Here is a 22,766-nt window from a genome sequence, read left to right as displayed (position 1 = left end):
AGGCATGAAATGGTGCGGGAAATAATCGTATTAGGGAGCACTGGCTCCATTGGTCGGCAGGCGCTGGAGGTAGTGAAGCATTTTCCGGAGCGCTTTCGGGTTAAAGGGCTGGCTGCGGGGAAGAACTGGGAACTTCTGCGCCAGCAGGTGCTTACCTTTCATCCCGAAGTAGTGGCGCTGGCTGACGAGCGTGAAGCTCGCCTCTTAAAGGAAACTTTGCCTGCCACGGAGCATCTCTCCATTCTTTGGGGTGAGGAAGCTTTATTGCAGTTGGCTTCCTGGCCGGGAGCGGATACGGTGCTGGTGGCGGTCACGGGGGTCGCAGGTTGGCAGCCTACCCTAGCCGCTATCCGCGCCAGCAAGCGGGTGGCGCTGGCCAACAAGGAAACCTTGGTAGTGGCCGGAGAGTTGGTGATGCAGGAAGCGCGTCGGCGGGGCGCACCGCTCCTACCTGTGGATAGCGAACATTCGGCTATCTGGCAGTGCTTGGAAGGCAAGGGAGAGGTGAAAAGCATAACCTTGACTGCTTCCGGTGGACCTTTTCGCAATTATACGCGGGAAGAGCTGGCGCGGGTGCAGCCGGGGGAGGCTTTATGCCACCCCACCTGGCGTATGGGCCCCAAGATAACCATAGATTCAGCTACACTGATGAATAAGGGTTTAGAGGTCATCGAAGCCCATTGGCTCTTTGATTTAGATTATGATAAGATAAAAGTGCTAATTCATCCCCAGAGCATAGTTCACGGCCTGGTTGAGTTGGCTGATGGGACCTGGCTAGGAGCTCTTAGCGTGACCGATATGCGCCTGCCCATTCTTTATGCCCTCAGCCATCCCGAAAGGGTGGCTAATGATCTTTTCCTCCTGGATCTGGCGCGGGTGGGCTCTTTAACCTTCGCCGAGCCGGATCTGGAGCGGTTCCCTTGCCTGCGCTTGGCGCTGGAGGCAGGCAGGGTGGGCGGTACCATGCCGACGGTGCTCAACGCAGCCAACGAAGTGGCGGTAATGGCTTTCCTGGCGGAAAAGCTGGCTTTCCTGGGCATCCCGGCAGTGGTGGAGGCAGTTATGGAGCGCCACCAGGTGGTTAAAAAGCTTACCCCGGAAGCCATCGCGACTGCCGATGCCTGGGCACGCCAAGAAGCGGAGGCGTTGATAAACAAGTGTTGATTTTGATCACTATCCTGGCGGTTATTTTCGTTTTCGGGCTCATCATTTTCATTCACGAGGCAGGGCACTTTTTAGCAGCGCGCCTGGTGGGTGTGGGCGTTTACGAGTTCAGCATGGGTTTTGGACCCAAGTTGGGGGGCTTCAAACGCCGGGAGACGGAGTACAATTTGCGCCTGGTTCCCCTAGGGGGGTACGTCCGGCTGGTGGGAATGGACCCGGAGGATCAGGAGCGAGACGCTCCTTACAGCTTTGCCCGGCACTCGGTGTGGAGTCGGATGCTGGTGATCTTGGCTGGCCCCCTGATGAACTTTGTGCTGGCAGTGGTGTTGCTGACCGCCGTCTTCTGGTGGCAGGGTATTCCTGTGGCCACCACGCGCATCGCTGAGGTGCTGCCCCATTATCCGGCCGCGGTGGTAGGATTTGAACCCGGCGATCGCATCGTAGCCATCGATGGGCAACCGGTGAATTCCTGGCAGGAAATATCCCGGCTGATCGGGCAGCAAACACCAAAAGAGCGCACCATAACAGTGGAGCGGGCAGGAAAGACGCTGAACTTGGTGGTACTTCCCCAGCCGGACGAGTCGGGGAAGTACAAGATCGGCATTGTGCCCGAGGTGGTGCAGCGGCATCTGGGATTAATCGGTTCTATACGTCAGGGCATGGTAACTACAGGCAATATGTTCCATTTAATCCTGGCCTTTTTGCGCCACTTGCTGCTGCACCAGGCTCCGGCCGACGTGGGGGGACCGGTACGCATAGCCGTGGAGACGGGCAAAGTGGCCCAGATGGGTTTTTCTCCTTTGCTGCAGTTCACCGCTTTTCTGAGCATTAACGTGGGGTTTTTCAATCTCCTCCCCTTCCCGGCCCTGGACGGGGGGCGCTTTCTCTTCCTGCTATGGGAAGTTTTTACTCGCCGTCCTCTGGACCCCAAAAAGGAAAACCTGGTGCATCTGGTGGGATTCATGTTGCTTCTCTTCCTCATCGTAGCGATCACTTATCGCGACCTCTTGCAATTGGTCGGAGGGATAGGCAAGTGAGAAAGCTCACCCGCCCCATCTTTTTGGGTAACGTTCAGATTGGTGGCGGCGCCCCCGTGGTAGTTCAATCCATGGCCAAAACCCCCACCCAGGATGTGGAGCGGACGGTAGCGCAGATCCGGGCTTTGGAGGAAGCTGGTTGCGAAGTGGTTCGGTTGGCGGTGCCGGATCAGGAGGCCGCCCGAGCTCTGTCCCGGATTCGCGCCCAGGTTAATCTCCCCCTGGTGGCGGATATCCATTTCGATCATCGTCTCGCCCTGGCGGCTCTGGAGGCGGGGGTAGAGGGCCTGCGCCTCAACCCCGGTAATATTGGAGACCGAGATAAGGTGGAGGCGGTGGCCCGGCGAGCGCGCCAGCTCCAGGTACCTATTAGGATAGGGGTCAACGCTGGCTCGCTGGAGCCGGAGCTCCTGGCCCGATATGGAGGCGTGACGGCGGAAGCCCTAGTGGAAAGCGCCTGCCGACACGTGCGCTTGCTGGAGGCGGTGGACTTTGATCTAATCAAGATCTCGGTCAAGGCCTCCGATGTTCCCTTGACGGTAGCTGCCTACCGTCTTCTGAGCCAGAGAGTGGACTACCCTTTGCATCTGGGGATTACCGAGGCGGGGCCTGGCTATCGCGGACTGGTAAAGTCGGCAGTAGGTTTAGGGATACTGCTGGCCGAGGGGATAGGAGACACTATTCGGGTTTCCCTTACCGCTGATCCTTGCCAGGAGGTGGCAGCAGCCTGGGAGATTCTCAAAGCCCTGAAGCTCAGGCAAAGGGGGATAGAGCTCATCTCTTGCCCCACCTGTGGCCGATGCGAGATCGATGTCATAGCCATAGCCAGCGAGGTGGAGCGGCGTTTGCGGAAGGTAACGGCCCCGCTCAAAGTGGCGGTCATGGGGTGCGCGGTGAACGGCCCAGGCGAAGCGCGGGAGGCTGACGTCGGCCTGGCCGGGGGAAAGGGCTGGGGTGTGATCTTTTGCCATGGGCGACCGGTGAAAAAGGTGCCGGCCGAACGCTTGCTGGAAGAACTCTTAGCCACCATTAAAGCCATGGGTGTCGAAGGCATAGATTGAGGAGGTTTGAAGGTTGCGATTGACCAGTTATTTTGCTCCCACTCTGCGCGAGGTGCCGGCCGAAGCCGAAGTGGTCAGCCATCAACTCCTGTTGCGGGCGGGTTTTATCCGCAAGGTGGCCGCCGGTATTTACACTTTGCTGCCGCTGGGGCAGCGTGTTTGTCAAAAGATCAGCGCCATTGTGCGCCAAGAAATGAACCGGGCCGGAGGGCAGGAAATCCTAATGCCCATCCTACAGCCGGCCGAGTTCTGGCATCGCTCGGGGCGGTGGGAGGTCTACGGTCCGGAACTTTTCCGCCTCAAAGACCGCCACGGGAGGGATTTCTGTCTTGGCCCCACGCATGAGGAAATGGTGACCATTCTAGTGGCAGCGGAGGTGCGCTCTTACAAGCAGCTACCGCTGCTGCTGTATCAGATTCAAAACAAGTACCGGGACGAGAGGCGACCTCGCTTTGGCTTACTGCGGGGGCGCGAGTTTATCATGAAGGATCTCTACTCTTTTGACCGGGACTGGTCAGGCTTGGAAGAAAATTACTGGAAGATGTACGAGGCCTACACCCGCGTGTTTACGCGGGCGGGGCTGGATTTCCGGGCAGTGGAAGCCGACACCGGCGCCATAGGAGGGAGCATCAGCCATGAATTTATGGCTTTGGCCGAGGCTGGCGAGGCAGTGGTGGTCTATTGTCCCGCTGCCCGTTGCGGTTACGCTGCCAATGTAGAGAAGGCGGAAACGGTATTGTCCGCCGAAGAGATCGGCACGGAGAAACCCATGGAACTGGTGTCCACTCCTGGAGTGAGCTCGGTCGAGGAGGTGGCTGCTTTCCTGGGCCTGCCCTCCCGTCAAGTTATCAAGACCATGATCTACCGCACCGAGAAGGGGTTGGTGGCCGCGTTGGTGCGCGGCGATCGGGAGATCAACGAGGTCAAGCTGCAAAACTATCTGGGTGTGCTGGAGCTGGAACTGGCCAGCGCCGAGGAGGTGGAGCAGGCGACCGGAGCTCCCCCTGGCTTCGCTGGTCCGGTGGGCCTTTCGCTGCCGCTGGTGGTGGATCGGGAGGTGCTGCTAGTCAAGGCGGGCGTAGTGGGGGCCAATCGTCCCGATGCACATTGGGTAAATGTACTGCCGGGACGAGATTTTCCGGTAGAACGGCTAACCGACATCCGTCAGGTAAGCCCCGGCGATCCCTGCCCACGCTGCGGTCAGCCCCTGCAAAGCGTCCGAGGCATCGAGGTGGGGCAGATCTTCCAGCTGGGGGATAAATACAGTAAGCTGCTCAACGCCTATTTCCTGGACGAAAAAGGAGAAAAGCAGCCCATAGTGATGGGGTGCTACGGCATCGGCATCACCCGCACCCTGGCAGCGGTGGTGGAGCAGCACCACGACGAGGAAGGCATAATCTGGCCCTTTTCTCTGGCTCCTTTCGAGGCGGTGGTGCTGCCGGTCCATACGGAGGAGCCCGAGCAGCGGGAAGTAGCGGAAGAGGTTTACCGGCAGCTGCAGGAACGCGGCGTGGAAGTCTTATTGGACGACCGGGAAGAGCGCGCGGGGGTGAAGTTCAAAGATGCTGATCTGGTGGGGTACCCGGTGCGGGTAACGGTGGGTAAGCACGCGCGCGAGGGGAAAGTGGAGATCCGCTGGCGGCGCACCGGTGAGACATGGTTGGCGGGGAAGGAGGAAGTCGGAGTTAAGGTAAGTGCTTTGTTGGAGGGAGCGAACTTTGTACCGTCTAACCGTTAAAGACACCTTCGCTGCAGCTCACCGTTTGCCCGATCACCCTTCCCCGTGTCACCGTCTGCACGGGCATAATTGGGAAGTGAATCTGACCGTGGTTGGGGAGGAATTGGGTCCGGACGGGATGCTGCTGGATTTCGGCGTGCTAAAGCGAATTTTGCGGGAAGTCCTTTCCAGCTTAGACCACCAGTACCTCAACGAAATTCCTCCCTTCGGGCCTGCGTTCCCTCCCACAGCTGAGAACCTGGCCCGGCACATCTATCACGAGGTTTCCTCTCGCCTCGCCCCTTACACGGGCGTCACCTTGCTAGAAGTGAAAGTGGGGGAGTCCCCTTCGGCTTGGGTGGTGTATGCCCCATGAAAAGTGTGGTGCTGCTTTCCGGAGGGCTGGATTCAGCCGTGGGCCTGGCCTGCGCGGCAGAAGACGGAGAGGTTTCTTTAGCCCTCACCTTGGTTTACGGTCAAGCTGCGGCAGCGGGAGAAGTGAGAGCAGCCTCCCTGCTGGCTGATCACTACGGCGTGCCTCACGAGGTAGTGTACCTTCCCTTTCTGGCCCGGCTCTTACCCCCAGCCATGAGTGGGGGGGAAGGGTTACCGGAACCCGAACTGGCGGAGTTGGATGATCCGGAGGCGGCGGAAAGGTTAGCCGGATCGGTTTGGGTTCCCGGCCGCAACGCCCTTTTTCTCAGCGTAGGGGCCGCTTACGCTGAGAAACTGGGGGCACAAGCGGTGGTGGCCGGTTTTAACGCTGAGGAAGCCAGAAGTTTTCCTGACAATAGCGCGGACTTTGTGGCCGCCATGACCCAGGCGCTGGGCTACGCCACTAGGGGAGCCGTTCGCGTAATCTGCTACACTCAGCACCTGGACAAGAAGGGCATCGTGCGCCTGGGTCGGCGTTTGGAACTACCTTTTTCTTTGATTTGGAGTTGCTACCGATCGGGCACTGCCATGTGCGGGCGCTGCTCCAGTTGCCTACGCTATCGGCGCGCTTTAGAAGAAGCCGAAAAGGAGTGAGAAGGCCTTGCGGACGCTTTATTTTCGCCAGCCCCTCACTTACGATGGTAGCCAACTTTCTTCGCTCTGGGCCTTCCGGCATCTGGGGGTGCAAGGAGACAGCATTGTGGCTTTTCGCGGCCCCTGCCGGGTGGAGCGGGAGGCGCTGGTGGACCTAGCCGACTATCTGGCCGCCTCTATAATTTACAGTCCGGACATGCTGCATTTTTTGGTAGAGCATTTCGAGACCGATTTGGAAAAGGGGGTATTGCGGCAGCGGTTGCTGGTGGTTATCACCAAGGAACTGCTGGAAGCCAGGGGGATGCGCTTGCGTCGGCGGGGCGACGATCTCTTCGTGGATAACGGCAAGCTTTCGGTGTCGGTGGCCACGGCTACTCCAGTGTCGCTTATGATTCACCTGGGGCTTAACTTGCGGACGGAAGGGGTGCCAGTGCAGGCAGCTGGTCTGTTGGAGCTGGGCTGGAAGGAGTCAGAAGTGGAAGCGCTGGCCGGGTCGATTATGGAAGCCTATGCTGGCGAGACGAAAGGAGTGTACCTGGCGCGGTGCAAGGTGAGAGGAGTTCCCTAGCTCCACTGCAGGAGATTTTCTCCTCGGTGCAAGGAGAGGGTCCCTACGTGGGGGCGCGCCACCTTTTTGTCCGCTTGGCCGGCTGCAACCTGTCCTGCCGTTACTGTGATACCCCTCGGAGCATTCCTTCGCTCTGCAGCGTGGAGGTGAAGGCAGGGCGCGGGCACCGGATTCCGGTGCCCAACCCGTTATTTCCCGAGGAGGCCGCTTTGCTGGTGGGCAACCTCTGGCGTCAGGTTCAGCATCAAGCGGTGGCCTTAACCGGAGGAGAGCCTTTGCTTTACCCGGATTTCCTCTGCGAGTTTTTGCCCCTACTCCGTTATTTGGGTTGCCGCCTTTATTTGGAAACCAACGGGACTTTGCCAGAGGCCCTGGCGGCGGTGCTGGAATGGGTGGATGTGGTTTCTATGGACCTGAAACTTCCTAGCAGCACCGGGCTCAGACCTTATTGGAGGGAGCACGAGGCTTTCCTGGCTCAGTTGAAAGGCCAGGAAGTTATCCTCAAGGCGGTGGTTTGCCGCCGCACTTCTCGGGAGGAGATAGAGATGGCGGGAACCCTGGCGGCTGGGGTGCGCGCTTTGCTTGTGCTTCAGCCGGTTACCACTCCGCGGGCCGAGCTCGGTCTTTCCGGACAGGAGCTGCTGCGTATGCAAGAATGGGCCTTAAGACTAACGGAGGATGTGCGTCTCATTCCGCAGGTGCACAAGCTCTGTGGCTGGCTTTAGGGGGTTGAAACGGGGTGGAATTTGATCAAGCAAAGATCGAGCGAGCGGTACGCCTGATCCTGGAAGCCATCGGGGAGAACCCGGAGCGCGAGGGTTTGCGGGAGACACCCGCGCGGGTGGCCCGGATGTATGCCGAAATTTTTGCCGGTCTAACCGAGGACCCGGCTGTGCACCTAGAGCGCTATTTTAACGAAAACCACGAAGAAATGGTTTTGGTGCGGGATATTCCGGTGTACTCGGTTTGCGAGCACCATCTTCTTCCCTTCTTCGGGGTAGCGCATGTGGCTTACATACCTCGGGCCGGAGTGGTCACGGGGCTCAGCAAGCTGGCGCGGGTGGTGGATGGTTTCGCCCGCCGTCCCCAACTCCAGGAAAGGCTTACCACTCAGGTAGCCGACACTATAGTGAACAAGCTCAATCCTCGCGGCGTGCTGGTGGTGATCGAGGCCGAGCATATGTGTATGACCATGCGGGGCGTGAGAAAGCCGGGAGCCAAAACGGTGACTTCGGCTGTCCGGGGTATTTTTCAGCAGAATGCAGCTACCCGCGCCGAGGCCCTGGCTCTGATCCGGGGTCGCTAGCTTCGGCCACGAAAGGGGGTGGTGCGGATGACGACGGAAAAGGAGCACGATAAGCTAGAATTAATAGCCACTCGCTCTTTTCAGGCTTGCGACGAGCTTTACCGGGTGGTGGATTTCCTTAATAAAACCCTAAAACATAAACGATTGATTTTTGGTCTCACCAAGGATAGTCGAAAAGGTGAGATGACTATATCTGTTTATGAAACCTGAGAGGTTGAGGAGGTTCGAAGTTGCGTATACTGCTAACTAATGACGACGGTATTTTTGCCGAGGGGCTGGGTGCTCTTCGCAAGTTGCTAGAGCCAGTGGCCACTCTTTACGTGGTGGCGCCCGACCGCGAGCGCAGCGCCGCCAGCCATGCCATAACCGTGCACCGTCCCTTGCGGGTGCGCGAGGCCGGCTTCCGTAGCCCCAGGCTCAAAGGTTGGGTGGTGGACGGTACGCCGGCCGATTGCGTGAAGCTCGGACTGGAGGTCTTGCTGCCGGAGAAGCCCGATCTGTTGGTCTCCGGCATCAACTACGGTCCCAATCTGGGGACCGATGTGCTGTATTCTGGCACCGTTTCGGCTGCCATAGAAGGGGTGATTAACGGTATCCCTTCGGTAGCGGTTTCACTGGCCACGCGTCGTGAACCCGATTACACTTGGGCCACGCGGATGGTATTGGCGCTGCTGGAGAAATTGCGGGAGCATCGCCCACCTCCGGGTACCCTGCTTAACGTCAATGTGCCCGATGGGCCTCCCCGGGGCATCAAGGTGACCAAGTTGGGAAACGTGCGCTACGTCAACGTAGTGGACTGCCGCACCGATCCCCGGGGCCGGGCGTACTACTGGATGGCGGGTGAGCCTTTGGAACTAGATAGTGACGATCCGGATACTGATATTTGGGCGGTGCGCCACGGTTATATCTCCATAAGTCCGGTGCAAATTGATCTTACCAACTATGGCTTTTTGGAGGAACTCCGAGGGTGGCGTTTGGAGGAGCTTTTTTCTTTGTTGTGATGTAGGGGAGCAGGCTAGCCCCCTACATCTCCTCTCCCCGGCTTAGGGCTTCTTCGGCCCGCTTGATCATGACCCGAACTATACTGCCGCCTATCTTACCTCCCACCCGGCCGCAATCGCGAGCTTTCACTTCCCCCCAGTCGTTGTTTTCGATTTTCTCCGCCACTCCCAGCTCGCGCGCCACCTCATCTCTGAGGAGTACGCGGGCTTCTCGGGGTAAGAGCTTTTGCTTGGTATAAAAGCGTGCCATTTTTTCACCCCGTTATAGTTTGTGTTACGGCCGCCTTTTAATCTCGCGGAAAATCTTCCCGGTTATCATCTGCAGGCGCCGCCAGTCCTCCTTCTGCACCACCTGGAAGATTAGCGAACTCGGGATGAAGAGCAAGGCAAAACCAGGTAGGGAAAGAGCCAAGGGTCCTTTATCCCACCCCAGCCAGAGAAAAAGCGAGGCGGCTGCCAAGGTGGCCATCGAGGGCTTGAGTAGGGCCTCGCCGACGGGAGGAAGAAAACCGCTGCGGCGCCAGAGTTCTAGCAGGTTGAGCAGCGCCATGCAGGTATAGCTGACGGTGAAAGCCAGCGCTGCCCCGCTGATATTCATTTCCGGGAGGGCGGTCAACCAGTAAATTAAGAGCAGCTTGAAAAGGGAAGCTATGGCCAGATTGCGCCAGGGAGAAAAGGGGAAGCCTAATCCTTGCAGGATGCTGGTGGTGGTCTGCTGGAGGTAGAGAAAGGGAGCTCCCAGAGCCAGCAAGCGTAGGCTGGCTCCAGCCTCCGGGTAACCGAAAATTTCTTGACAGAGAGGGACGGCCAGCAGGTGCAGGACCGTGGCGCTGGGTATTCCTACCAGTAAGGTGAGTCTGATGGCGTTGTTGATGCGCTGGCGGAGCAGGCGTTGATTACCGCTACCCACGGCTTCGGCTACCGCTGGGACCAGAGCGGTGGCCAAGGATACGGTCACGATGCTAGGGGTGTAAAGAAGGGTCTCGGCTACGCCGGCGAATTGACCGTAAAGGGCGGTGGCACCTGAAACGGGATACCCGCTGGCCACCAGACGCTGAGGAATGAGGAGGGCTTCCAAGGAGAGAAAGAGGGTGGAAGAGAGCCGGGTAAAAGTCACAGGCAGGGCAAATCCTAAAAGCGGGCGCAGCTCCTGCCCCAGTGCGCTTTTGGTCGTGGGGACTAACAAGGAAAAATGACGGCGGAAGAGATAAATAAGGAAGGCGAATCCGGCTGTTTCTCCGGCCACTACCCCCAGCGCGGCTCCGGAAGCAGCTGCGGCCACCCCCAAGGGGGCCAGGCAATAGGCCAGAGTCAAGGCTGCTCCCACCCTCACCACTTGCTCGATGAACTGGCTCCAGGCGGTGGGAGTCATGTCTTGCCATCCCTGGTAAAGGCCGCGCAGGACGGAGCAAAGCGAGACCACCGGCACGCTAGGCAATAAGCAAATAAAGGGGAAATAGACATCCGGGTTAGCAAAAATTCGCTGAGTGAGCCAGGGGGCCAGAAGAAAGGCCAGGGCGGAGACGGAAAGGCTGGAAAAGGCGGTGAGAATGGCGGCCAGGCGGAGGATGGCCGCTATGCGCCAGGCGGAGCCCTGGGCTTGCGTTTCGGCTACCAGCTTGGCCACAGCGGCCGGAATGCCGGCAGATCCCATTACCAAGGCCATAATGTAGAGGGGGAAAACCATGGATAAAAGCCCTACGCCTTCGGCGTGTAGTATCCTTATGAGTAGTATCTGGTAGAAAAAACCCAGAACCCGGTTGACTAGGCTAGCCAGGGATAACACGGCGGTGCCGGCCAGAAGCGATTGACGGGCCATTAAAATCCTCCAACAGGCTCCTTGTTACTTCCATGTGTATGCCCGTCTGAGGGTGGGGCAGGACCAGATAAGTGGGGGGTGGGCCTTTACACCCACCCCCAGGGGTTATTGCTCGGTCGGTTGCGCTAACTTGTTTTCACTGTACTTGATCATGCGCCTCACCATGTTGCCACCGACTTTACCGCATTCGCGGCTGGTCATTTCTCCCCAGCCCTGCTGAGCGATTTTGTCGGCTAGTCCTAGATCTTCTGCCACCTCGTACTTAAAGCGTTCGAGTGCTGGCTGGGCTTCCGGAATCATGGCTTTCTTTTTCCGGCGCCCCACCTGCTCACCTCCCGCTGTTTTCTTGGTGGCTCGACTTTAGCATGTGCCCGAGGAAGGCTGGCTATGAAGGCAAAATTCTGGATCTCGAGGAACTATCGGCTCCTGGGCACATAAAGTGAGTATAAAGTGCGCTTTAGGAGGCACAAGCTAAAAGGGAGTTTAACGAAGGGAGGTGATTGGTAATGGAACGGCACAATTGGCTGGGAGTGGCGGTACGCTTTGTAGTCTCGGCCATCGTTTTGATGATCGTGAGCTGGCTCTCTCCGGGATTCGTGGTGCGAGGCGGTTTTCTAGGAGCTCTGATTGCTGCCGCGGTGATTGCCCTGTTAGGCTATCTGGCGGAGACTTTGCTGGGGGAAAAGATTTCTCCCCAAAGCCGGGGGATAGTGGGATTTATAACGGCGGCGGTGGTCATTTACCTGGCCCAGTTTATCATCCCGGGGCTACTAAGTGTGAGTATTATTGGAGCTCTGATTGCCGCTTTCATCATCGGTCTCATTGACGCCTTTGTTCCCACCCTGTTGCGTTAGAGAAAAGGAAAGTTATGGTGCTGCACCCCCCCTGGTGGGCATAGACATGTACCTGGGGGGGATTTGCATTGTATGGATACGGCTGGCGCGGGCTGGCTTGTCTGATGGCATTGCTTCTGACGGCAGCGGGCTTTTACGCGGTTCAGGTGCGGGGATGGCTTACTCCCCAGCGATGCCTGCTTTTCTCTCTGTCGGCCTCACCGCCGCTGCCGTCAGACCTGGTGGCCAAAAAAGAGGGAGAAAGACTGTGTTTGCGCTGGGCGCTGCCCTTTCGATGGGAGAATTGGTGGGCGGCAGCAGCTCCCTCGCCCTCTATTATAGCGGAAGTAGGGTCCCAACCCCGCCCTCTAATCCTCATCTATAACACGCATACTGGCGAGGCGTACGCTCCCAGCGAGGGGATCGCGAGGAAGGAAGGGGGAAAGGGGGGCGTGGTTCAGGTGGCGGCCACTCTGGCGCGGGAACTGGAACGGCATGGATTCGAGGTGATACGCAGCGACAAGATCCACGATGCCTGCTACGCTACCTCTTACTTGGAGTCGGAAAAGACGGCTCAGGAGCTTCTGGCAGCTCACCCGGAGGCGGTGGCCGTGTTCGATATCCACCGGGACTCGCGCCAGCCGCCTCAAGACCGGGTGCTAGAGTTAAAGGGACAGGCTGTGGCCCATGTTCTCATCGTGGTGGGTTCAGGAGAGCGTCAGCCCTTCCCCACCTGGGAGCAAAACCGGGATTTCGCTCAGCGCCTAGCTGCCAAGGCGGAAACCCTGTATCCCGGTTTGTGCCGAGGGGTGCGGGTCAAGGGAGGGAGGTATAACCAACATCTGCATCCCCGGGCCCTGCTCTTTGAAATGGGAGGGGTGGACAACACCTTGGAAGAGGCGGAGAGAGCAGCAGTGCTTTGGGCGGAGGTGGTGGCGGCGGTATTACGGGAAGAGCTTGCTGCCCCGCCCGCACCGCCCCCGGGAGCTTCGACTGAGCAGAGCTCCGGGTAGAGTGTTACCAGCCTGCCTACCATGCCTCTGGGCCTCGACACTCGGTTCCTTTTAAGGGGCTCTATCTCTCAAGGATAAGCTTTTTCCCCACCGGCGGCTAAGATATAATCTAAGGGCGAGGGGGAAGAAGCTAAAGTGGCGAAAGAGTATATTCGCAATTTTTGCATCATCGCTCATATCGATCACGGCAAGTCCACCTTGGCTGACCGATTGTTGGAGCTTACCGGAGCCATCTCTCCCCGAGAAATGCGGGAGCAATTGCTGGATCGCATGGACATCGAGCGAGAGCGGGGCATAACCATCAAAGCCAAGGCGGTGCGCCTAAACTACCGGGGTTCCGATGGGATAGATTACCAATTGAACTTGATTGATACGCCAGGGCATGTGGACTTTTCTTATGAGGTTTCACGCAGCCTGGCGGCTTGCGAAGGCGCTTTACTAGTGGTGGATGCCAGTCAAGGCATCGAGGCCCAGACTTTGGCCAACGCCTATCAAGCTCTGGAGTACGATCTAGTGCTGATCCCGGTCATCAATAAAATTGATTTACCGGCAGCCGATCCGGAGCGAGTGAAAGAGGAGTTGGAACGGATTTTAGGGCTGCCGGGCGAGGAAGCCTTGCTGGTATCGGCTAAATTGGGCACCGGGGTTCCCGAGGTTCTGGATCGGATTGTGCGCGTCATCCCTCCCCCCCGGGGGGAGGAAGAGGGGCCGTTGCGTGCTTTGGTCTTCGATTCTCACTACGATCCCTACAAAGGCGTGGTGGCCTATGTGCGGGTGGTGGATGGCCGTTTGGCTCCGGGTATGCGTATCCGGATGATGTCCACCGGGCGGGAATTCGAGGTGACTGAAGTAGGGATCTTCCGTCCCCAGCCCGAGGCCATCGCCTCTTTGGAGACGGGGGAAGTGGGCTTTCTGGTGGCGCAGATCAAGGACGTGCGCGATTGCCGCGTGGGCGACACCGTAACCGAAGCGAGGCGGCCGGCGTCGGCTCCTCTTCCTGGTTACCGCCCGGCTAAGCCCATGGTTTTCTGTGGGCTTTACCCTATTCAGACGGGCGACTTCGAGCGCCTGCGCGAAGCGCTGGAAAAGCTGCGCCTCAACGATGCGGCCTTGCACTGCGAGCCCGAGACTTCGGCAGCGTTGGGTTTCGGCTTCCGTTGCGGTTTTCTGGGACTTTTGCACATGGAGGTGGTGCAGGAGCGCTTGGAGCGGGAGTTCGGCCTGGAACTGGTGACCACAGCTCCCAATGTGGTGTACCGGGTGCGCTGCCGCGGTGGCAAAGTGCTAGAGGTGGATAACCCGGCCAGTGTTCCCTCCGCCGGTGAGATAGAGGCCATCGAGGAGCCTTACGTGCGCCTCACCATCATGCTGCCCAAGGAATACGTGGGAGCGGTGATGGAGCTTTGCAGCGAGCGGCGAGGAGTGTTCAAGGATATGGAATATCCCAGCCAGGATAGGGTTATTCTCACTTACGAAATGCCGCTGGCGGAGATGATGTACGACTTTTTTGACCGCTTGAAATCGGCTAGCCGGGGCTACGCTTCTCTGGATTACGAGTTCATAGGCTATCGTGAAGGTGATCTGGTGCGCCTGGACATATTGGTGGGCGGAGAGATGGTAGACGCCCTTTCCACCATTGTGCATCGGGATCGGGCCTATCACCGGGGCCGTCAGCTGGTGCAAAAGCTACGCGATTTGATTCCCCGCCATCTATTTGAGGTGGCCATCCAGGCGGCTATCGGCGGGCGGGTGATAGCCCGGGAGACCATCAAACCCTTGCGCAAGGACGTGCTGGCCAAGTGCTATGGCGGTGACGTGACTCGTAAGAAGAAGCTATTGGAGAAGCAGAAAGAGGGCAAGAAGCGCCTCAAACAGGTGGGGTCGGTAGAAATACCGCAAGAAGCTTTTCTGGCCGTGCTGCGGGTGGATGAGTGATGTCTCCAGCTGGTCTTTATTTGCACGTGCCCTTTTGCTTGCACAAGTGCGCCTACTGCGATTTTGTTTCTTACCCTTATTTTTCAGCGTTGGCGCAGGCTTACCTGGAAGGGCTGCGTTGCGAAGTCTCGTGGTGGCGGCGACTTCAGGATAACAGCGCACGTTTCGCCACTCTTTACCTAGGCGGAGGCACTCCCACCTGCTTGCCTTTTGCTTTTCTCGAGGAGATCTTCAATTTGCTGCGACAAAGTTTCAGCTTTCTCCCCCGGGCCGAGGTAACCATAGAAGCCAACCCCGAGACCTTCTCGGCGGAATTAGCCCGGCGCTTGAAGGACTGGGGTGTGAACCGCGTAAGCATCGGTATGCAGGCGCTTCGTCCGGAGCATTTGCGCTTGTTAGGGCGGGGGCACACATTTAAAGAGGTGGTGGCGGCGGTAGACGCTTGCCACCGGGTCGGTTTAACGAATATTAATTTGGATCTCATTTACGGTTTCCCTGGCCAGTCGTTGGCGGATTGGAGAGAAGCGTTGCGGGTGGCGGTGGAGCTGGGCCCCACCCACATCTCTACCTACGCCTTGGAGTTGGAGGAACACACTCCTTTAGGCCGACAGGTGGCTGCTGGAAAAATCTCTCTTGCCGAGGAAGAGGCCGTGCGGGCCATGTATCTGGAGGCCATTGATGTCCTGGAGAGTCGAGGGTACCGACATTACGAGCTCTCTAATTTTGCCCGGCCCGGCCGGGAATGCCGGCATAACCTAGGCTATTGGCGCTTGCTCCCTTACCTGGGACTGGGACCGGCAGCCCACAGCTTTTGGGCCGGCAAGCGCTGGGCTAACGCTCCCGCGCTGCCCACCTATCTTGACCTTTTGTCGCGGGGGCTCTCGCCGGTGGTGGAAGAGACGGTGCTGAGCTCGGAAGATGCCCGGTCAGAGGCGATGATATTGGGCCTGCGCCTGCGCCGGGGGGTGCACCGTTCCTGGTTTGCTGCCCGCTTTGGCGTGGTTCTGGAGGAGGTTTACGGGCCGGTGTTGCAGCGCTTGCAGCAACAGGGATTGCTGGAATGGGAGGGAGGGTGGTTGCGCCTGTCTCGGGAGGCGCTACCGGTGGCCAATCAGGCCCTGCTGCACTTTGTGTAGTTTGGGTCTCGCCGCTTCACCCCTTCGAGAGCTCGGTTGGGGTTTCCGGCACGGACTCGCGCTCCGGCCGGCTATATTGACAAAAGCTACGATCCGGTATATTTTTAGAAGCAGAGGCCTTTAGCACTCGCAAGGGCAGAGTGCTAACAAGGTGGGGGAGCGGCTATGATATTAGACGAACGCAAAGCGCGTATACTGGCGGCGGTGGTGGAAGATTTTATTAACACAGGGGAGCCGGTGGGTTCGCGCACTATTGCCCGCAAATACGGGCTGGGAGTGAGCCCGGCTACCATAAGAAATGAAATGGCTGACCTGGAGGAAATGGGCTATCTGGAGCAGCCCCACACCTCGGCGGGGAGGATACCTTCCGAGCGCGGTTACCGCTATTATGTGGATAACTTAATGGAGGTCCAGGAGCCCTCGGAAGCCGAAAAAGATCTGATTCGCCGGCAAATCCGCAGTAAGGCCGAAGAGCTGGCCGCGGTGATCCAGCGCACCGGGCAGGTTCTAGCCGAGCTCACCAACTGCGCTACCCTGGCCACCGTGCCCCGGGGAGGCGACGTCATCCGCTACTTGCGGTTGGTGCCCTTTGGGGAAGGTAAGGCCATGGTGTTGGGAGTGTTAGATTCGGGAGAGGTGGTGCGGCATTTCCTTCCGGTGCCGCTGGGGGTCAATGCTTACGACCTGGAGATTATCAGCGAGGTGCTCAACGCCAAGCTGAAAGGGATGTCGGTGGCCGACATCAAGGCCACTTTGCTACAGGAGCTCCGCCGGGAACTGGATCGCCACCATAAGCTCCTGGAACAGCTTCTGGAGTGGCTGAGGGGGGCTTCGGAGCAACCCGGTGGCCGCATCTTTTACGGTGGACTTTCCTACGTGCTGTTCCAGCCGGAGTTTCACAACATCGAGCGCCTACGGACTTTGCTAGGTCTGCTGGAGCAGGAAGATTATCTCTGCGACTTATTAGAGCCCTCCGCCCCTTCCGCGGACGGGGTCTGCATTCGCATAGGTAGCGAAGTTAAGCGCGTGAGCAAGTTCGACTTTAGCCTGGTCCTGGTCCGTTACCATCTCCACCGTGACCTGGAGGGTGCGCTGGCGGTCCTAGGACCTACTCGGATGCCTTACGCTCGCGTCGCGGGTTTGCTGCTCTGGGTAGCCAATAGCCTTAACGAGGAACTCAAGGAAATCTTAGGTTGAGGAGCGGAAAGATGAGTCTTAAGCAGCAGGCTAGTAGCGGATCCGAGGTGAACGAGCGCCTTGCTGCCCTCCTGTCCAACGCTAACGCCGTTCGAGCTATTGCTGCGGCGGTGGAGGGCACGCTGGGCCCTAAAGGTTTAGACACTATGCTGGTGGACCGCTTCGGTGAAGTGATCATTACTAACGATGGCGTTACCATTCTGAGCACCATGGAGGCGAGCCATCCGGCCGCCAAGATGGTGATCAACGTGGCCAAAGCTCAGGAGCAGGAGGTGGGCGACGGTACCACCACCACCACCGTCATGGCGGGAGCCATGGTGAGCACCGGTGTAGAGCTGGTGCTGAAAGGGGTACCCGTAGCTCGGGTTATCGAAGGTCTGCGGCAGGGTCTGGAGTTTGCCCTGGAAGCGCTGGCAGCCAAGGCGGTACCGCTGGAAGGATTGGAAGATCCGAGATTGCGCCAGGTGGCTTTGGTGGCTGGCCGGGGGCATCGAGACATAGCCGAGCTGGTGGTTGAAGCTGCTCGGCTGGTGGGCGAACTAGAGCTTCGCCGAGCAGCCTTTAAGCTGGCGGATACTGTGGTGGCGGAGGAAGGAGCGGAAAACCAGGTCTTTCAGGGCCTGGTCCTCAACAAGAGCAGGCTCAACCGGCACATGCCGGAGCGGCTCGAACGCCAAAGGGTCTTGCTCCTCGACGATGCCCTGGAACCGGAAGAGATAGAGGAAGGGGCGTTGCGTACCGAAGCGGGTTTCGCCCGCTATTTAGCTCTTCAGGAAGAGTTCAAGCGGAACCTGGCTAAGCTGCTGGAGTTGGACGTGGGCCTGGTATTGACGGCGCGTGGAGTAGCGGACATTGCCGAGGAACTCCTCACCGACGCGGGAGTAATGGTGGTGCAGAGAGTGCTGCAGCGCGACTTGCGCCGGGTGGCCGAACATACCGGAGCGCGGCCTATCAAGCGCACCGGCTTGAAGAAGAGCCCGGAGGAACTTGCCCGGTATCTCGGCGAGGTAGAGGAAGTGTTCGAAGAGGAAAAGCTAGAGAAGATATTTTTGCGAGGCGCGGGCAAACCCATGGCTACCATTATCGTAGGAGCCGCTACTGCCGAGGTGGTGGGGGAGCGCGAGCGCATCGCTAAAGATGCCGCTGGGGCGGTACAGGCGGCAGTTAAAGGCGGAGTGGTTCCCGGTGGAGGCTCAGTGGAGCTGGCTGTAGCTCAGGAGGTGGAGCAGCGCAAAAGTGAGATCCGGGGGATGGCAGCTTACGGGGTCAGCTGTGTGGTGGAAGCCTTGAGGCGGCCGCTGGCGCAGATCGTGGCCAATGCGGGGTTTAATCCGCTGGAGAAGATGGGCGATGTGATAGCGGCTCAGGCTTCCACTGGTCGGGACAGCCTGGGGATTGATTGCGATACGGGGGAGATCGTGGATATGTTGGCAGCTGGCGTCCTTGACCCGGCGCTGGTTAAGCAACACGCCTTACGCGCCGCGGGAGAAATCGCCGAGGCTATCCTGCGTATCGATACCATAATACGAAAACGAGAAGATCAAGCCAAGGGTGGGGAAGGGAGCACCGATGGAGGAGCAGGATAAAAAGGAGAAGTTGCCGGAGGAAGAACTGGAAACATCCCTCCCGGAAGGGGAGGAGGGTTGGCAACGGCTGCAAGCGGAGTTAGCCCAGGCTCAGGCCAAAGCAGAGGAATACCGCCAGCAGCTGTTGCACTTGCGGGCGGATTTCGATAACTGGAGAAAACGCCTGCTGCAGGAGCAGGAGGAAAATTTACGTCTGGCGGGAGCAGAATTGGTGCAGCGTCTGTTGCCGGTGCTGGACGATCTGGAAAGGGCCCTGGCTGCTCCCGGGGAGCAGTTAGAGGATTTCCTGCGCGGCGTGGCCATGATCTACCAACGTCTCTTGGAAATTTTGGGGCAAGAGGGTTTGGAGCCCATTGTGGCGCAGGGTCAACCTTTCGACCCGACCTGCCACGAGGCTTTCGCTTTCGCGGAAACCGGAGAGGGGCCGGATGGTATAATCTTGGAGGAGTATCGCCGTGGCTACCTTTTCCGGGGCAAGCTCTTGCGGCCTTCCCTGGTTAAAGTAGCCAGGCAAAAGGCGGACGAGACCCCGACCAAGGAGGAGGACTGAAGCTTATGGAAAAGATTCTGGGTATCGATTTAGGTACTACGAACTCCTGCATGGCGGTTATGATCGGTGGCGAGCCGGTGGTAATACCCAACGCGGAGGGAGGGCGCATCACTCCTTCGGTGGTGGCTATCTCTCCTACGGGGGAGCTCCTGGTGGGTGAGTTGGCCAAGCGCCAAGCGGTAGCCAACCCGGAGCGCACCGTTATCTCAATCAAGCGTCACATGGGTAGCAACCACCGCGTTAAAATAGATGATAAAGAATTCACCCCGCAGCAGATATCGGCTTTTATTCTCCAGAAACTCCGCCGAGATGCTGAGGCCTACCTGGGGGAGAAGATCACCAAAGCGGTTATCACCGTGCCAGCTTATTTCGATGACTCCCAGCGCCAGGCCACCAAGGACGCTGGGCGCATCGCCGGTTTGGATGTGGTGCGGATCATTAACGAGCCCACGGCTGCGGCGTTGGCCTACGGCCTGGATAAAGAGGGGAGCCAAACCGTGCTGGTTTTTGACCTCGGTGGCGGGACTTTTGACGTTTCTATCCTGGAGATAGGCGAAGGTGTATTTGAGGTCAAGGCCACCAGCGGCAACAACCGTTTGGGCGGCGACGATTTCGATCAAAGGATAATGGACTATCTCATAGAAGAATTCCGGCGGGAGACAGGGATCGATTTGCGCCAGGACCGGATGGCTTTGCAGCGCCTCAAGGAAGCGGCTGAAAAGGCTAAAATCGAGCTTTCTTCCTTGACCTCCACGGCCATCAGCCTGCCCTTTATTGCGGCCGACGCTTCTGGGCCCAAACACCTCAACTTGACTCTCACGCGGGCCAAGTTTGAGGAGTTGACCGCTGATTTGGTGGAAATGACTATGGGACCGCTGCGTCAGGCCCTGTCCGATGCCGGTCTCCAGCCGGAGCAGATAGATAAGATCCTGTTGGTGGGTGGGGCTACGCGGATGCCCTGCGTGCAGGAGGCGGTGAGGCGCTTCCTGGGTAAAGAGCCTTTCAAGGGCATAAACCCGGACGAGTGCGTGGCCATAGGAGCGGCCATCCAAGGAGGGATCATCGCGGGCGAAGTGCGCGATGTGGTCCTGCTGGACGTTACCCCATTGAGCCTGGGTATCGAAACTCTGGGTGGGGTGTTCACCAAAATCATCGAACGCAACACTACCATTCCCGTGCGGAAGAGTCAGATCTTCACCACCGCGGCCGATAACCAGACCACGGTGGAGATCCATATACTCCAAGGAGAGCGGCCTATGGCGGCCGGCAACAAGAGCCTGGGGCGCTTCTTGCTGACCGGGATTCCTCCGGCTCCCCGCGGGGTGCCGCAGATTGAGGTTACCTTCGATATCGACGTCAATGGCATTCTAAACGTGACGGCGCGCGACTTGGCCACCGGGAAGGAGCAAAGCATTTCAATCACCGGATCGACCAGACTGGCGGAGGACGAGATCCAGCGCATGGTGCGAGAAGCGGAGCAGTTTGCCGAGCAAGACCGCCAGCGTCGTGAGGAGGTGGAAACCCGCAACCAGGCCGAGTCCCTGGTTTATCAGGCGGAAAAGGTGCTCAAGGATTTCCGCGAACGGGCGGATAAATCCAAGGTGGACCGTTTGGAGGCGGCGTTACGCGAACTGAAAGCGGCGCTGGAGGGCAAGGATCTGGCGGCGATCAAGCAGAAGATGGAGGCTTTGACCGAGCCCCTTTACGCCTTGACCACCGAGGCTTATCGCCAGGCGGCTTCAGGTTCTTCCAGCGAGGCCGGGGAAGGGAAGAGCGAAGCAGGTAAAACCGTGGATGCCGACTACGAAGTGAAATAAGGTGTTGGGTTATGCCCGAGAAGGATTATTACCAGATACTTGGGGTAGATCGCCATGCCACTCAAGAAGAGATAAAGAAGGCTTATCGCCGGCTGGCGCGTCAGTATCACCCCGACGCCAACCCGGACAATAAAGAGGAGGCGGCGGCTCGCTTTCGCGAGATCACCGAAGCCTACGCTGTCCTTTCTGATCCCGAAAAGCGAGCTCAATACGATCGCTACGGCCGGGTAGGTTCCGAAGGCCAAGGGATGGGATTCGACTTCCGACAAGCCGATTTCGAGGAGATCTTTCGCGATCTGGGCTTCGGTTTCGGGGATCTATTTGAGACCCTTTTCGGAGCTCGTCGCCCCCGGCGCGGGCCGCGCCGGGGCGCGGACCTGGAGGTGGAGCTGGAGCTCTCTTTCCGGGAGGCGGTCTTCGGGGCGGAAAAAGAGGTGCTGGTGCCGCGTACCGAAATTTGTCCGGATTGCCAGGGAAGTGGTTGCCAGCCGGGCACGCGGCCAGAAACCTGTCCCGCGTGCGGAGGCACTGGGCATGTTAGTTATGCCCGCACCACCCCCTTCGGGCAGTTTATTCAGACGCGTACCTGTGAGTGTTGCGGGGGCAAGGGGGAATATATTCCCCACCCTTGCTCCACTTGCCGGGGCACGGGCCGAGTGAAGCGGCGGCGCCGGGTTAGAGTTCACATTCCTGCCGGGGTGGAGGAGGGAATGCGCCTGCGCCTTCGCGGAGAGGGAGAAGCGGGGGAGCGGGGTGGCCCCCCGGGCGATCTTTACGTCTTCCTGCGGGTGAAACCCGACCCGGTGTTTAGGCGGCAGGGCCAGGACCTGTACTGTCAGATCCCTATATCCTTCCCCCAGGCCGCCTTGGGGGCAGAAGTGGAGGTGCCTATCCTGGAGGGTCCGGATCGGGAGACGAAGACCAAGCTTTGTATCCCTCCTGGCACCCAACCGGGGGAGCGCCTGCGCGTTAAAGGCAAGGGGGTTCCCACCCCCTACGGTCGGGGCGATCTCTGGGTGGAAGTGAAATTGGTGGTTCCTACTCGCCTCACGGAAAAACAGAGGGAGCTCTTGCAGGAGTTGGCCCGCCTTTCTGGGGAAGAAGTCAAGGCCGGCGAAAAAAGTTTTTTTGAGCGGGTAAAGGACGCCTGGCGATGAGCGGGGAAGCTTGGTGGCGAGTGGGAGTGCCGGTTTCTCCAGGAAAAGCCGAGGAGGCGGCGGCTGACCTGGCTCAACTGGCTGGCCGGGGGGCTGAGGTGATTCCCGACGGCTGCAACGTGTGGGTGGTGGTCTATCTACCGGCGCACGCGCCGGTAGATAAGTTTTTACGCTTGTGGGCGGCGGGGGAGCGGTGGGCTAGTGGCGACATAATAGTGCAGCCTTTGGTGAATAAAGACTGGCTCACCTGGTGGCGCCGGGACTACCGGCCCTTCCGGGTAGGGGAGCGCCTGGTGGTAAAACCCACCTGGTGCTCGTACTCTCCAGATCCGAGGGAAGTGGTAATCGAACTCGACCCTGGACTGGCCTTTGGATGCGGCACCCATCCCAGTACCTGCCTCTGTCTGCGCTTGCTGGAGCGCCACCTCCGTCCGGGAGCCAAGGTCTACGATGTCGGTACGGGATCGGGCATCCTGGCTATTGCCGCTGCCCGGCTCGGGGCCAGCAGCGTGGTGGCTATAGATGAGGACGAGGTAGCCCTACGAGTAGCTCAGGAGAACGTGCTTCGCAACCGGGTGGCCGAGCGGGTGCGAGTGCTGAAAGGCGATTTGCTGGCGGGGCAGGAGGAAAAGGCCTGTCTGATAGTGGCTAATCTCACCGTCGAATTGCTGCAGATGCTCTGGCCTGCCGCCCGGGACCTCTTGGTTGCGGGGGGGATTTTCATCGCCAGCGGTATTCCGGTGGAGCGGGAGGAAGAGGCGCTGCCCGTATTTGTCGGCGCCACCCTGGAAGATCGCGAAGAGGATTCTGGCTGGGTGGGGCTGGTGTGGAGGGCGTGAA

General features: G+C 58.9%; 24 protein-coding genes. 21 read left to right on the top strand and 3 right to left on the bottom strand.

The genetic code is table 11. The features are described from left to right. Positions 1-12 precede the first annotated feature (12 nt). From ACTLLP_RS05630 to surE, 11 genes are read left to right on the top strand one after another with little or no spacing between them, the layout of a single operon-like run. A complete protein-coding gene (locus tag ACTLLP_RS05630) occupies positions 13-1,164 on the top strand; it encodes a 1-deoxy-D-xylulose-5-phosphate reductoisomerase (RefSeq protein ID WP_441057717.1) in 1,152 nt (383 codons plus the stop codon). Then, positions 1,158-2,201 (top strand): RIP metalloprotease RseP, encoded by a 1,044-nt coding sequence (gene rseP, locus ACTLLP_RS05625; RefSeq protein ID WP_441057714.1) that lies wholly within the window; start codon positions 1,158-1,160, stop codon positions 2,199-2,201. The genes ACTLLP_RS05630 and rseP overlap by 7 nt, the downstream gene beginning before the upstream one ends. Continuing rightward, positions 2,198-3,262: a flavodoxin-dependent (E)-4-hydroxy-3-methylbut-2-enyl-diphosphate synthase gene (gene ispG / locus ACTLLP_RS05620; protein ID WP_441057711.1), complete on the top strand. Its 1,065-nt coding sequence runs from the start codon at positions 2,198-2,200 to the stop codon at positions 3,260-3,262. Before rseP ends, ispG begins: the two co-directional genes overlap by 4 nt. Before the next feature lie 13 nt (positions 3,263-3,275). Further along, positions 3,276-5,000, top strand: coding sequence for a proline--tRNA ligase (locus ACTLLP_RS05615; RefSeq protein WP_441057708.1), 1,725 nt, complete (start codon positions 3,276-3,278; stop codon positions 4,998-5,000). After that, positions 4,981-5,355: a 6-carboxytetrahydropterin synthase QueD gene (gene queD / locus ACTLLP_RS05610; protein ID WP_441057705.1), complete on the top strand. Its 375-nt coding sequence runs from the start codon at positions 4,981-4,983 to the stop codon at positions 5,353-5,355. Before ACTLLP_RS05615 ends, queD begins: the two co-directional genes overlap by 20 nt. Then, positions 5,352-6,008, top strand: coding sequence for a 7-cyano-7-deazaguanine synthase QueC (gene queC, locus ACTLLP_RS05605; RefSeq protein WP_441057702.1), 657 nt, complete (start codon positions 5,352-5,354; stop codon positions 6,006-6,008). Before queD ends, queC begins: the two co-directional genes overlap by 4 nt. Positions 6,009-6,015: 7 nt before the next feature. Further along, positions 6,016-6,576, top strand: a complete 561-nt coding sequence (locus ACTLLP_RS05600; protein ID WP_441057699.1) for a DUF366 family protein — start codon at positions 6,016-6,018, stop codon at positions 6,574-6,576. A 26-nt stretch (positions 6,577-6,602) separates the two neighbouring features. Beyond that, a complete protein-coding gene (locus ACTLLP_RS05595; protein ID WP_441057696.1) occupies positions 6,603-7,301 on the top strand; it encodes a 7-carboxy-7-deazaguanine synthase QueE in 699 nt (232 codons plus the stop codon). A gap of 14 nt (positions 7,302-7,315) precedes the next feature. Then, the gene (gene folE, locus ACTLLP_RS05590) at positions 7,316-7,882 is read left to right on the top strand and encodes a GTP cyclohydrolase I FolE (RefSeq protein WP_441057693.1); all 567 of its coding nucleotides are present in this window, start codon (positions 7,316-7,318) and stop codon (positions 7,880-7,882) included. Positions 7,883-7,909: 27 nt separating this feature from the next. Continuing rightward, positions 7,910-8,092, top strand: a complete 183-nt coding sequence (locus ACTLLP_RS05585) for a YpmA family protein (protein WP_441057690.1) — start codon at positions 7,910-7,912, stop codon at positions 8,090-8,092. A 20-nt stretch (positions 8,093-8,112) separates the two neighbouring features. After that, positions 8,113-8,883, top strand: a complete 771-nt coding sequence (gene surE, locus ACTLLP_RS05580; RefSeq protein WP_441057688.1) for a 5'/3'-nucleotidase SurE — start codon at positions 8,113-8,115, stop codon at positions 8,881-8,883. 22 nt (positions 8,884-8,905) lie between these two features. On the opposite strand, the gene ACTLLP_RS05575 is transcribed toward surE, so the two are convergent. From ACTLLP_RS05575 to ACTLLP_RS05565, 3 genes are all read right to left on the bottom strand, one after another. After that, the gene (locus ACTLLP_RS05575) at positions 8,906-9,133 is read right to left on the bottom strand and encodes a small, acid-soluble spore protein, alpha/beta type (protein WP_441057685.1); all 228 of its coding nucleotides are present in this window, start codon (positions 9,131-9,133) and stop codon (positions 8,906-8,908) included. A 24-nt stretch (positions 9,134-9,157) separates the two neighbouring features. Beyond that, positions 9,158-10,702, bottom strand: coding sequence for a putative polysaccharide biosynthesis protein (locus tag ACTLLP_RS05570; protein WP_441057682.1), 1,545 nt, complete (start codon positions 10,700-10,702; stop codon positions 9,158-9,160). Positions 10,703-10,807: 105 nt separating this feature from the next. Beyond that, the gene (locus ACTLLP_RS05565) at positions 10,808-11,026 is read right to left on the bottom strand and encodes an alpha/beta-type small acid-soluble spore protein (protein ID WP_441057679.1); all 219 of its coding nucleotides are present in this window, start codon (positions 11,024-11,026) and stop codon (positions 10,808-10,810) included. A gap of 182 nt (positions 11,027-11,208) precedes the next feature. Between ACTLLP_RS05565 and ACTLLP_RS05560 the strand changes: the two genes are divergently transcribed. The 10 genes from ACTLLP_RS05560 to prmA all read left to right on the top strand — a co-directional run bounded on the left by ACTLLP_RS05560 (position 11,209) and on the right by prmA (position 22,765). Next, the gene (locus tag ACTLLP_RS05560) at positions 11,209-11,556 is read left to right on the top strand and encodes a phage holin family protein (protein ID WP_441057676.1); all 348 of its coding nucleotides are present in this window, start codon (positions 11,209-11,211) and stop codon (positions 11,554-11,556) included. Positions 11,557-11,624: 68 nt separating this feature from the next. Next, positions 11,625-12,548: a stage II sporulation protein P gene (gene spoIIP, locus ACTLLP_RS05555; RefSeq protein WP_441057673.1), complete on the top strand. Its 924-nt coding sequence runs from the start codon at positions 11,625-11,627 to the stop codon at positions 12,546-12,548. A 135-nt stretch (positions 12,549-12,683) separates the two neighbouring features. After that, a complete protein-coding gene (lepA, locus tag ACTLLP_RS05550; protein WP_441057670.1) occupies positions 12,684-14,483 on the top strand; it encodes a translation elongation factor 4 in 1,800 nt (599 codons plus the stop codon). Next, positions 14,483-15,619, top strand: coding sequence for a radical SAM family heme chaperone HemW (gene hemW, locus ACTLLP_RS05545; RefSeq protein ID WP_441057667.1), 1,137 nt, complete (start codon positions 14,483-14,485; stop codon positions 15,617-15,619). The genes lepA and hemW overlap by 1 nt, the downstream gene beginning before the upstream one ends. Positions 15,620-15,784: 165 nt before the next feature. Beyond that, positions 15,785-16,816, top strand: coding sequence for a heat-inducible transcriptional repressor HrcA (hrcA, locus tag ACTLLP_RS05540; protein WP_441057664.1), 1,032 nt, complete (start codon positions 15,785-15,787; stop codon positions 16,814-16,816). Positions 16,817-16,827: 11 nt separating this feature from the next. Continuing rightward, positions 16,828-18,402 (top strand): TCP-1/cpn60 chaperonin family protein, encoded by a 1,575-nt coding sequence (locus ACTLLP_RS05535; RefSeq protein ID WP_441057661.1) that lies wholly within the window; start codon positions 16,828-16,830, stop codon positions 18,400-18,402. Further along, positions 18,386-18,952 (top strand): nucleotide exchange factor GrpE, encoded by a 567-nt coding sequence (locus ACTLLP_RS05530; RefSeq protein WP_441057658.1) that lies wholly within the window; start codon positions 18,386-18,388, stop codon positions 18,950-18,952. Before ACTLLP_RS05535 ends, ACTLLP_RS05530 begins: the two co-directional genes overlap by 17 nt. A 5-nt stretch (positions 18,953-18,957) precedes the next feature. Next, positions 18,958-20,769 (top strand): molecular chaperone DnaK, encoded by a 1,812-nt coding sequence (gene dnaK / locus ACTLLP_RS05525; RefSeq protein WP_441057655.1) that lies wholly within the window; start codon positions 18,958-18,960, stop codon positions 20,767-20,769. 11 nt (positions 20,770-20,780) lie between these two features. After that, positions 20,781-21,926, top strand: coding sequence for a molecular chaperone DnaJ (gene dnaJ, locus ACTLLP_RS05520; protein WP_441057652.1), 1,146 nt, complete (start codon positions 20,781-20,783; stop codon positions 21,924-21,926). Further along, positions 21,923-22,765, top strand: a complete 843-nt coding sequence (gene prmA, locus ACTLLP_RS05515) for a 50S ribosomal protein L11 methyltransferase (protein WP_441057649.1) — start codon at positions 21,923-21,925, stop codon at positions 22,763-22,765. Before dnaJ ends, prmA begins: the two co-directional genes overlap by 4 nt. The last annotated feature ends 1 nt before the right edge of the window (position 22,766 follow it).

The organism is Desulfothermobacter acidiphilus, from assembly GCF_052073645.1.
GTDB lineage: Bacteria > Bacillota > Desulfotomaculia > Desulfotomaculales > Ammonificaceae > Desulfothermobacter > Desulfothermobacter acidiphilus.
Note: the sequence above shows the minus strand (reverse complement) of the source record. Positions and strands in the feature narration are given on the sequence as shown.

What these genes read in the sequence shown, in the direction of transcription:
- queC (WP_441057702.1), top strand. Translation starts at nt 5,352, where the DNA reads ATGAAAAGTGTGGTGCTGCTTTCCGGAGGGCTGGATTCAGCCGTGGGC.
- ACTLLP_RS05585 (WP_441057690.1), top strand. Translation starts at nt 7,910, where the DNA reads ATGACGACGGAAAAGGAGCACGATAAGCTAGAATTAATAGCCACTCGC.
- ACTLLP_RS05575 (WP_441057685.1), bottom strand. Translation starts at nt 9,133, where the DNA reads ATGGCACGCTTTTATACCAAGCAAAAGCTCTTACCCCGAGAAGCCCGC.
- ACTLLP_RS05570 (WP_441057682.1), bottom strand. Translation starts at nt 10,702, where the DNA reads ATGGCCCGTCAATCGCTTCTGGCCGGCACCGCCGTGTTATCCCTGGCT.
- ACTLLP_RS05560 (WP_441057676.1), top strand. Translation starts at nt 11,209, where the DNA reads ATGGAACGGCACAATTGGCTGGGAGTGGCGGTACGCTTTGTAGTCTCG.
- hemW (WP_441057667.1), top strand. Translation starts at nt 14,483, where the DNA reads ATGTCTCCAGCTGGTCTTTATTTGCACGTGCCCTTTTGCTTGCACAAG.
- hrcA (WP_441057664.1), top strand. Translation starts at nt 15,785, where the DNA reads ATGATATTAGACGAACGCAAAGCGCGTATACTGGCGGCGGTGGTGGAA.
- ACTLLP_RS05535 (WP_441057661.1), top strand. Translation starts at nt 16,828, where the DNA reads ATGAGTCTTAAGCAGCAGGCTAGTAGCGGATCCGAGGTGAACGAGCGC.
- ACTLLP_RS05530 (WP_441057658.1), top strand. Translation starts at nt 18,386, where the DNA reads ATGGAGGAGCAGGATAAAAAGGAGAAGTTGCCGGAGGAAGAACTGGAA.
- dnaK (WP_441057655.1), top strand. Translation starts at nt 18,958, where the DNA reads ATGGAAAAGATTCTGGGTATCGATTTAGGTACTACGAACTCCTGCATG.
- dnaJ (WP_441057652.1), top strand. Translation starts at nt 20,781, where the DNA reads ATGCCCGAGAAGGATTATTACCAGATACTTGGGGTAGATCGCCATGCC.
- prmA (WP_441057649.1), top strand. Translation starts at nt 21,923, where the DNA reads ATGAGCGGGGAAGCTTGGTGGCGAGTGGGAGTGCCGGTTTCTCCAGGA.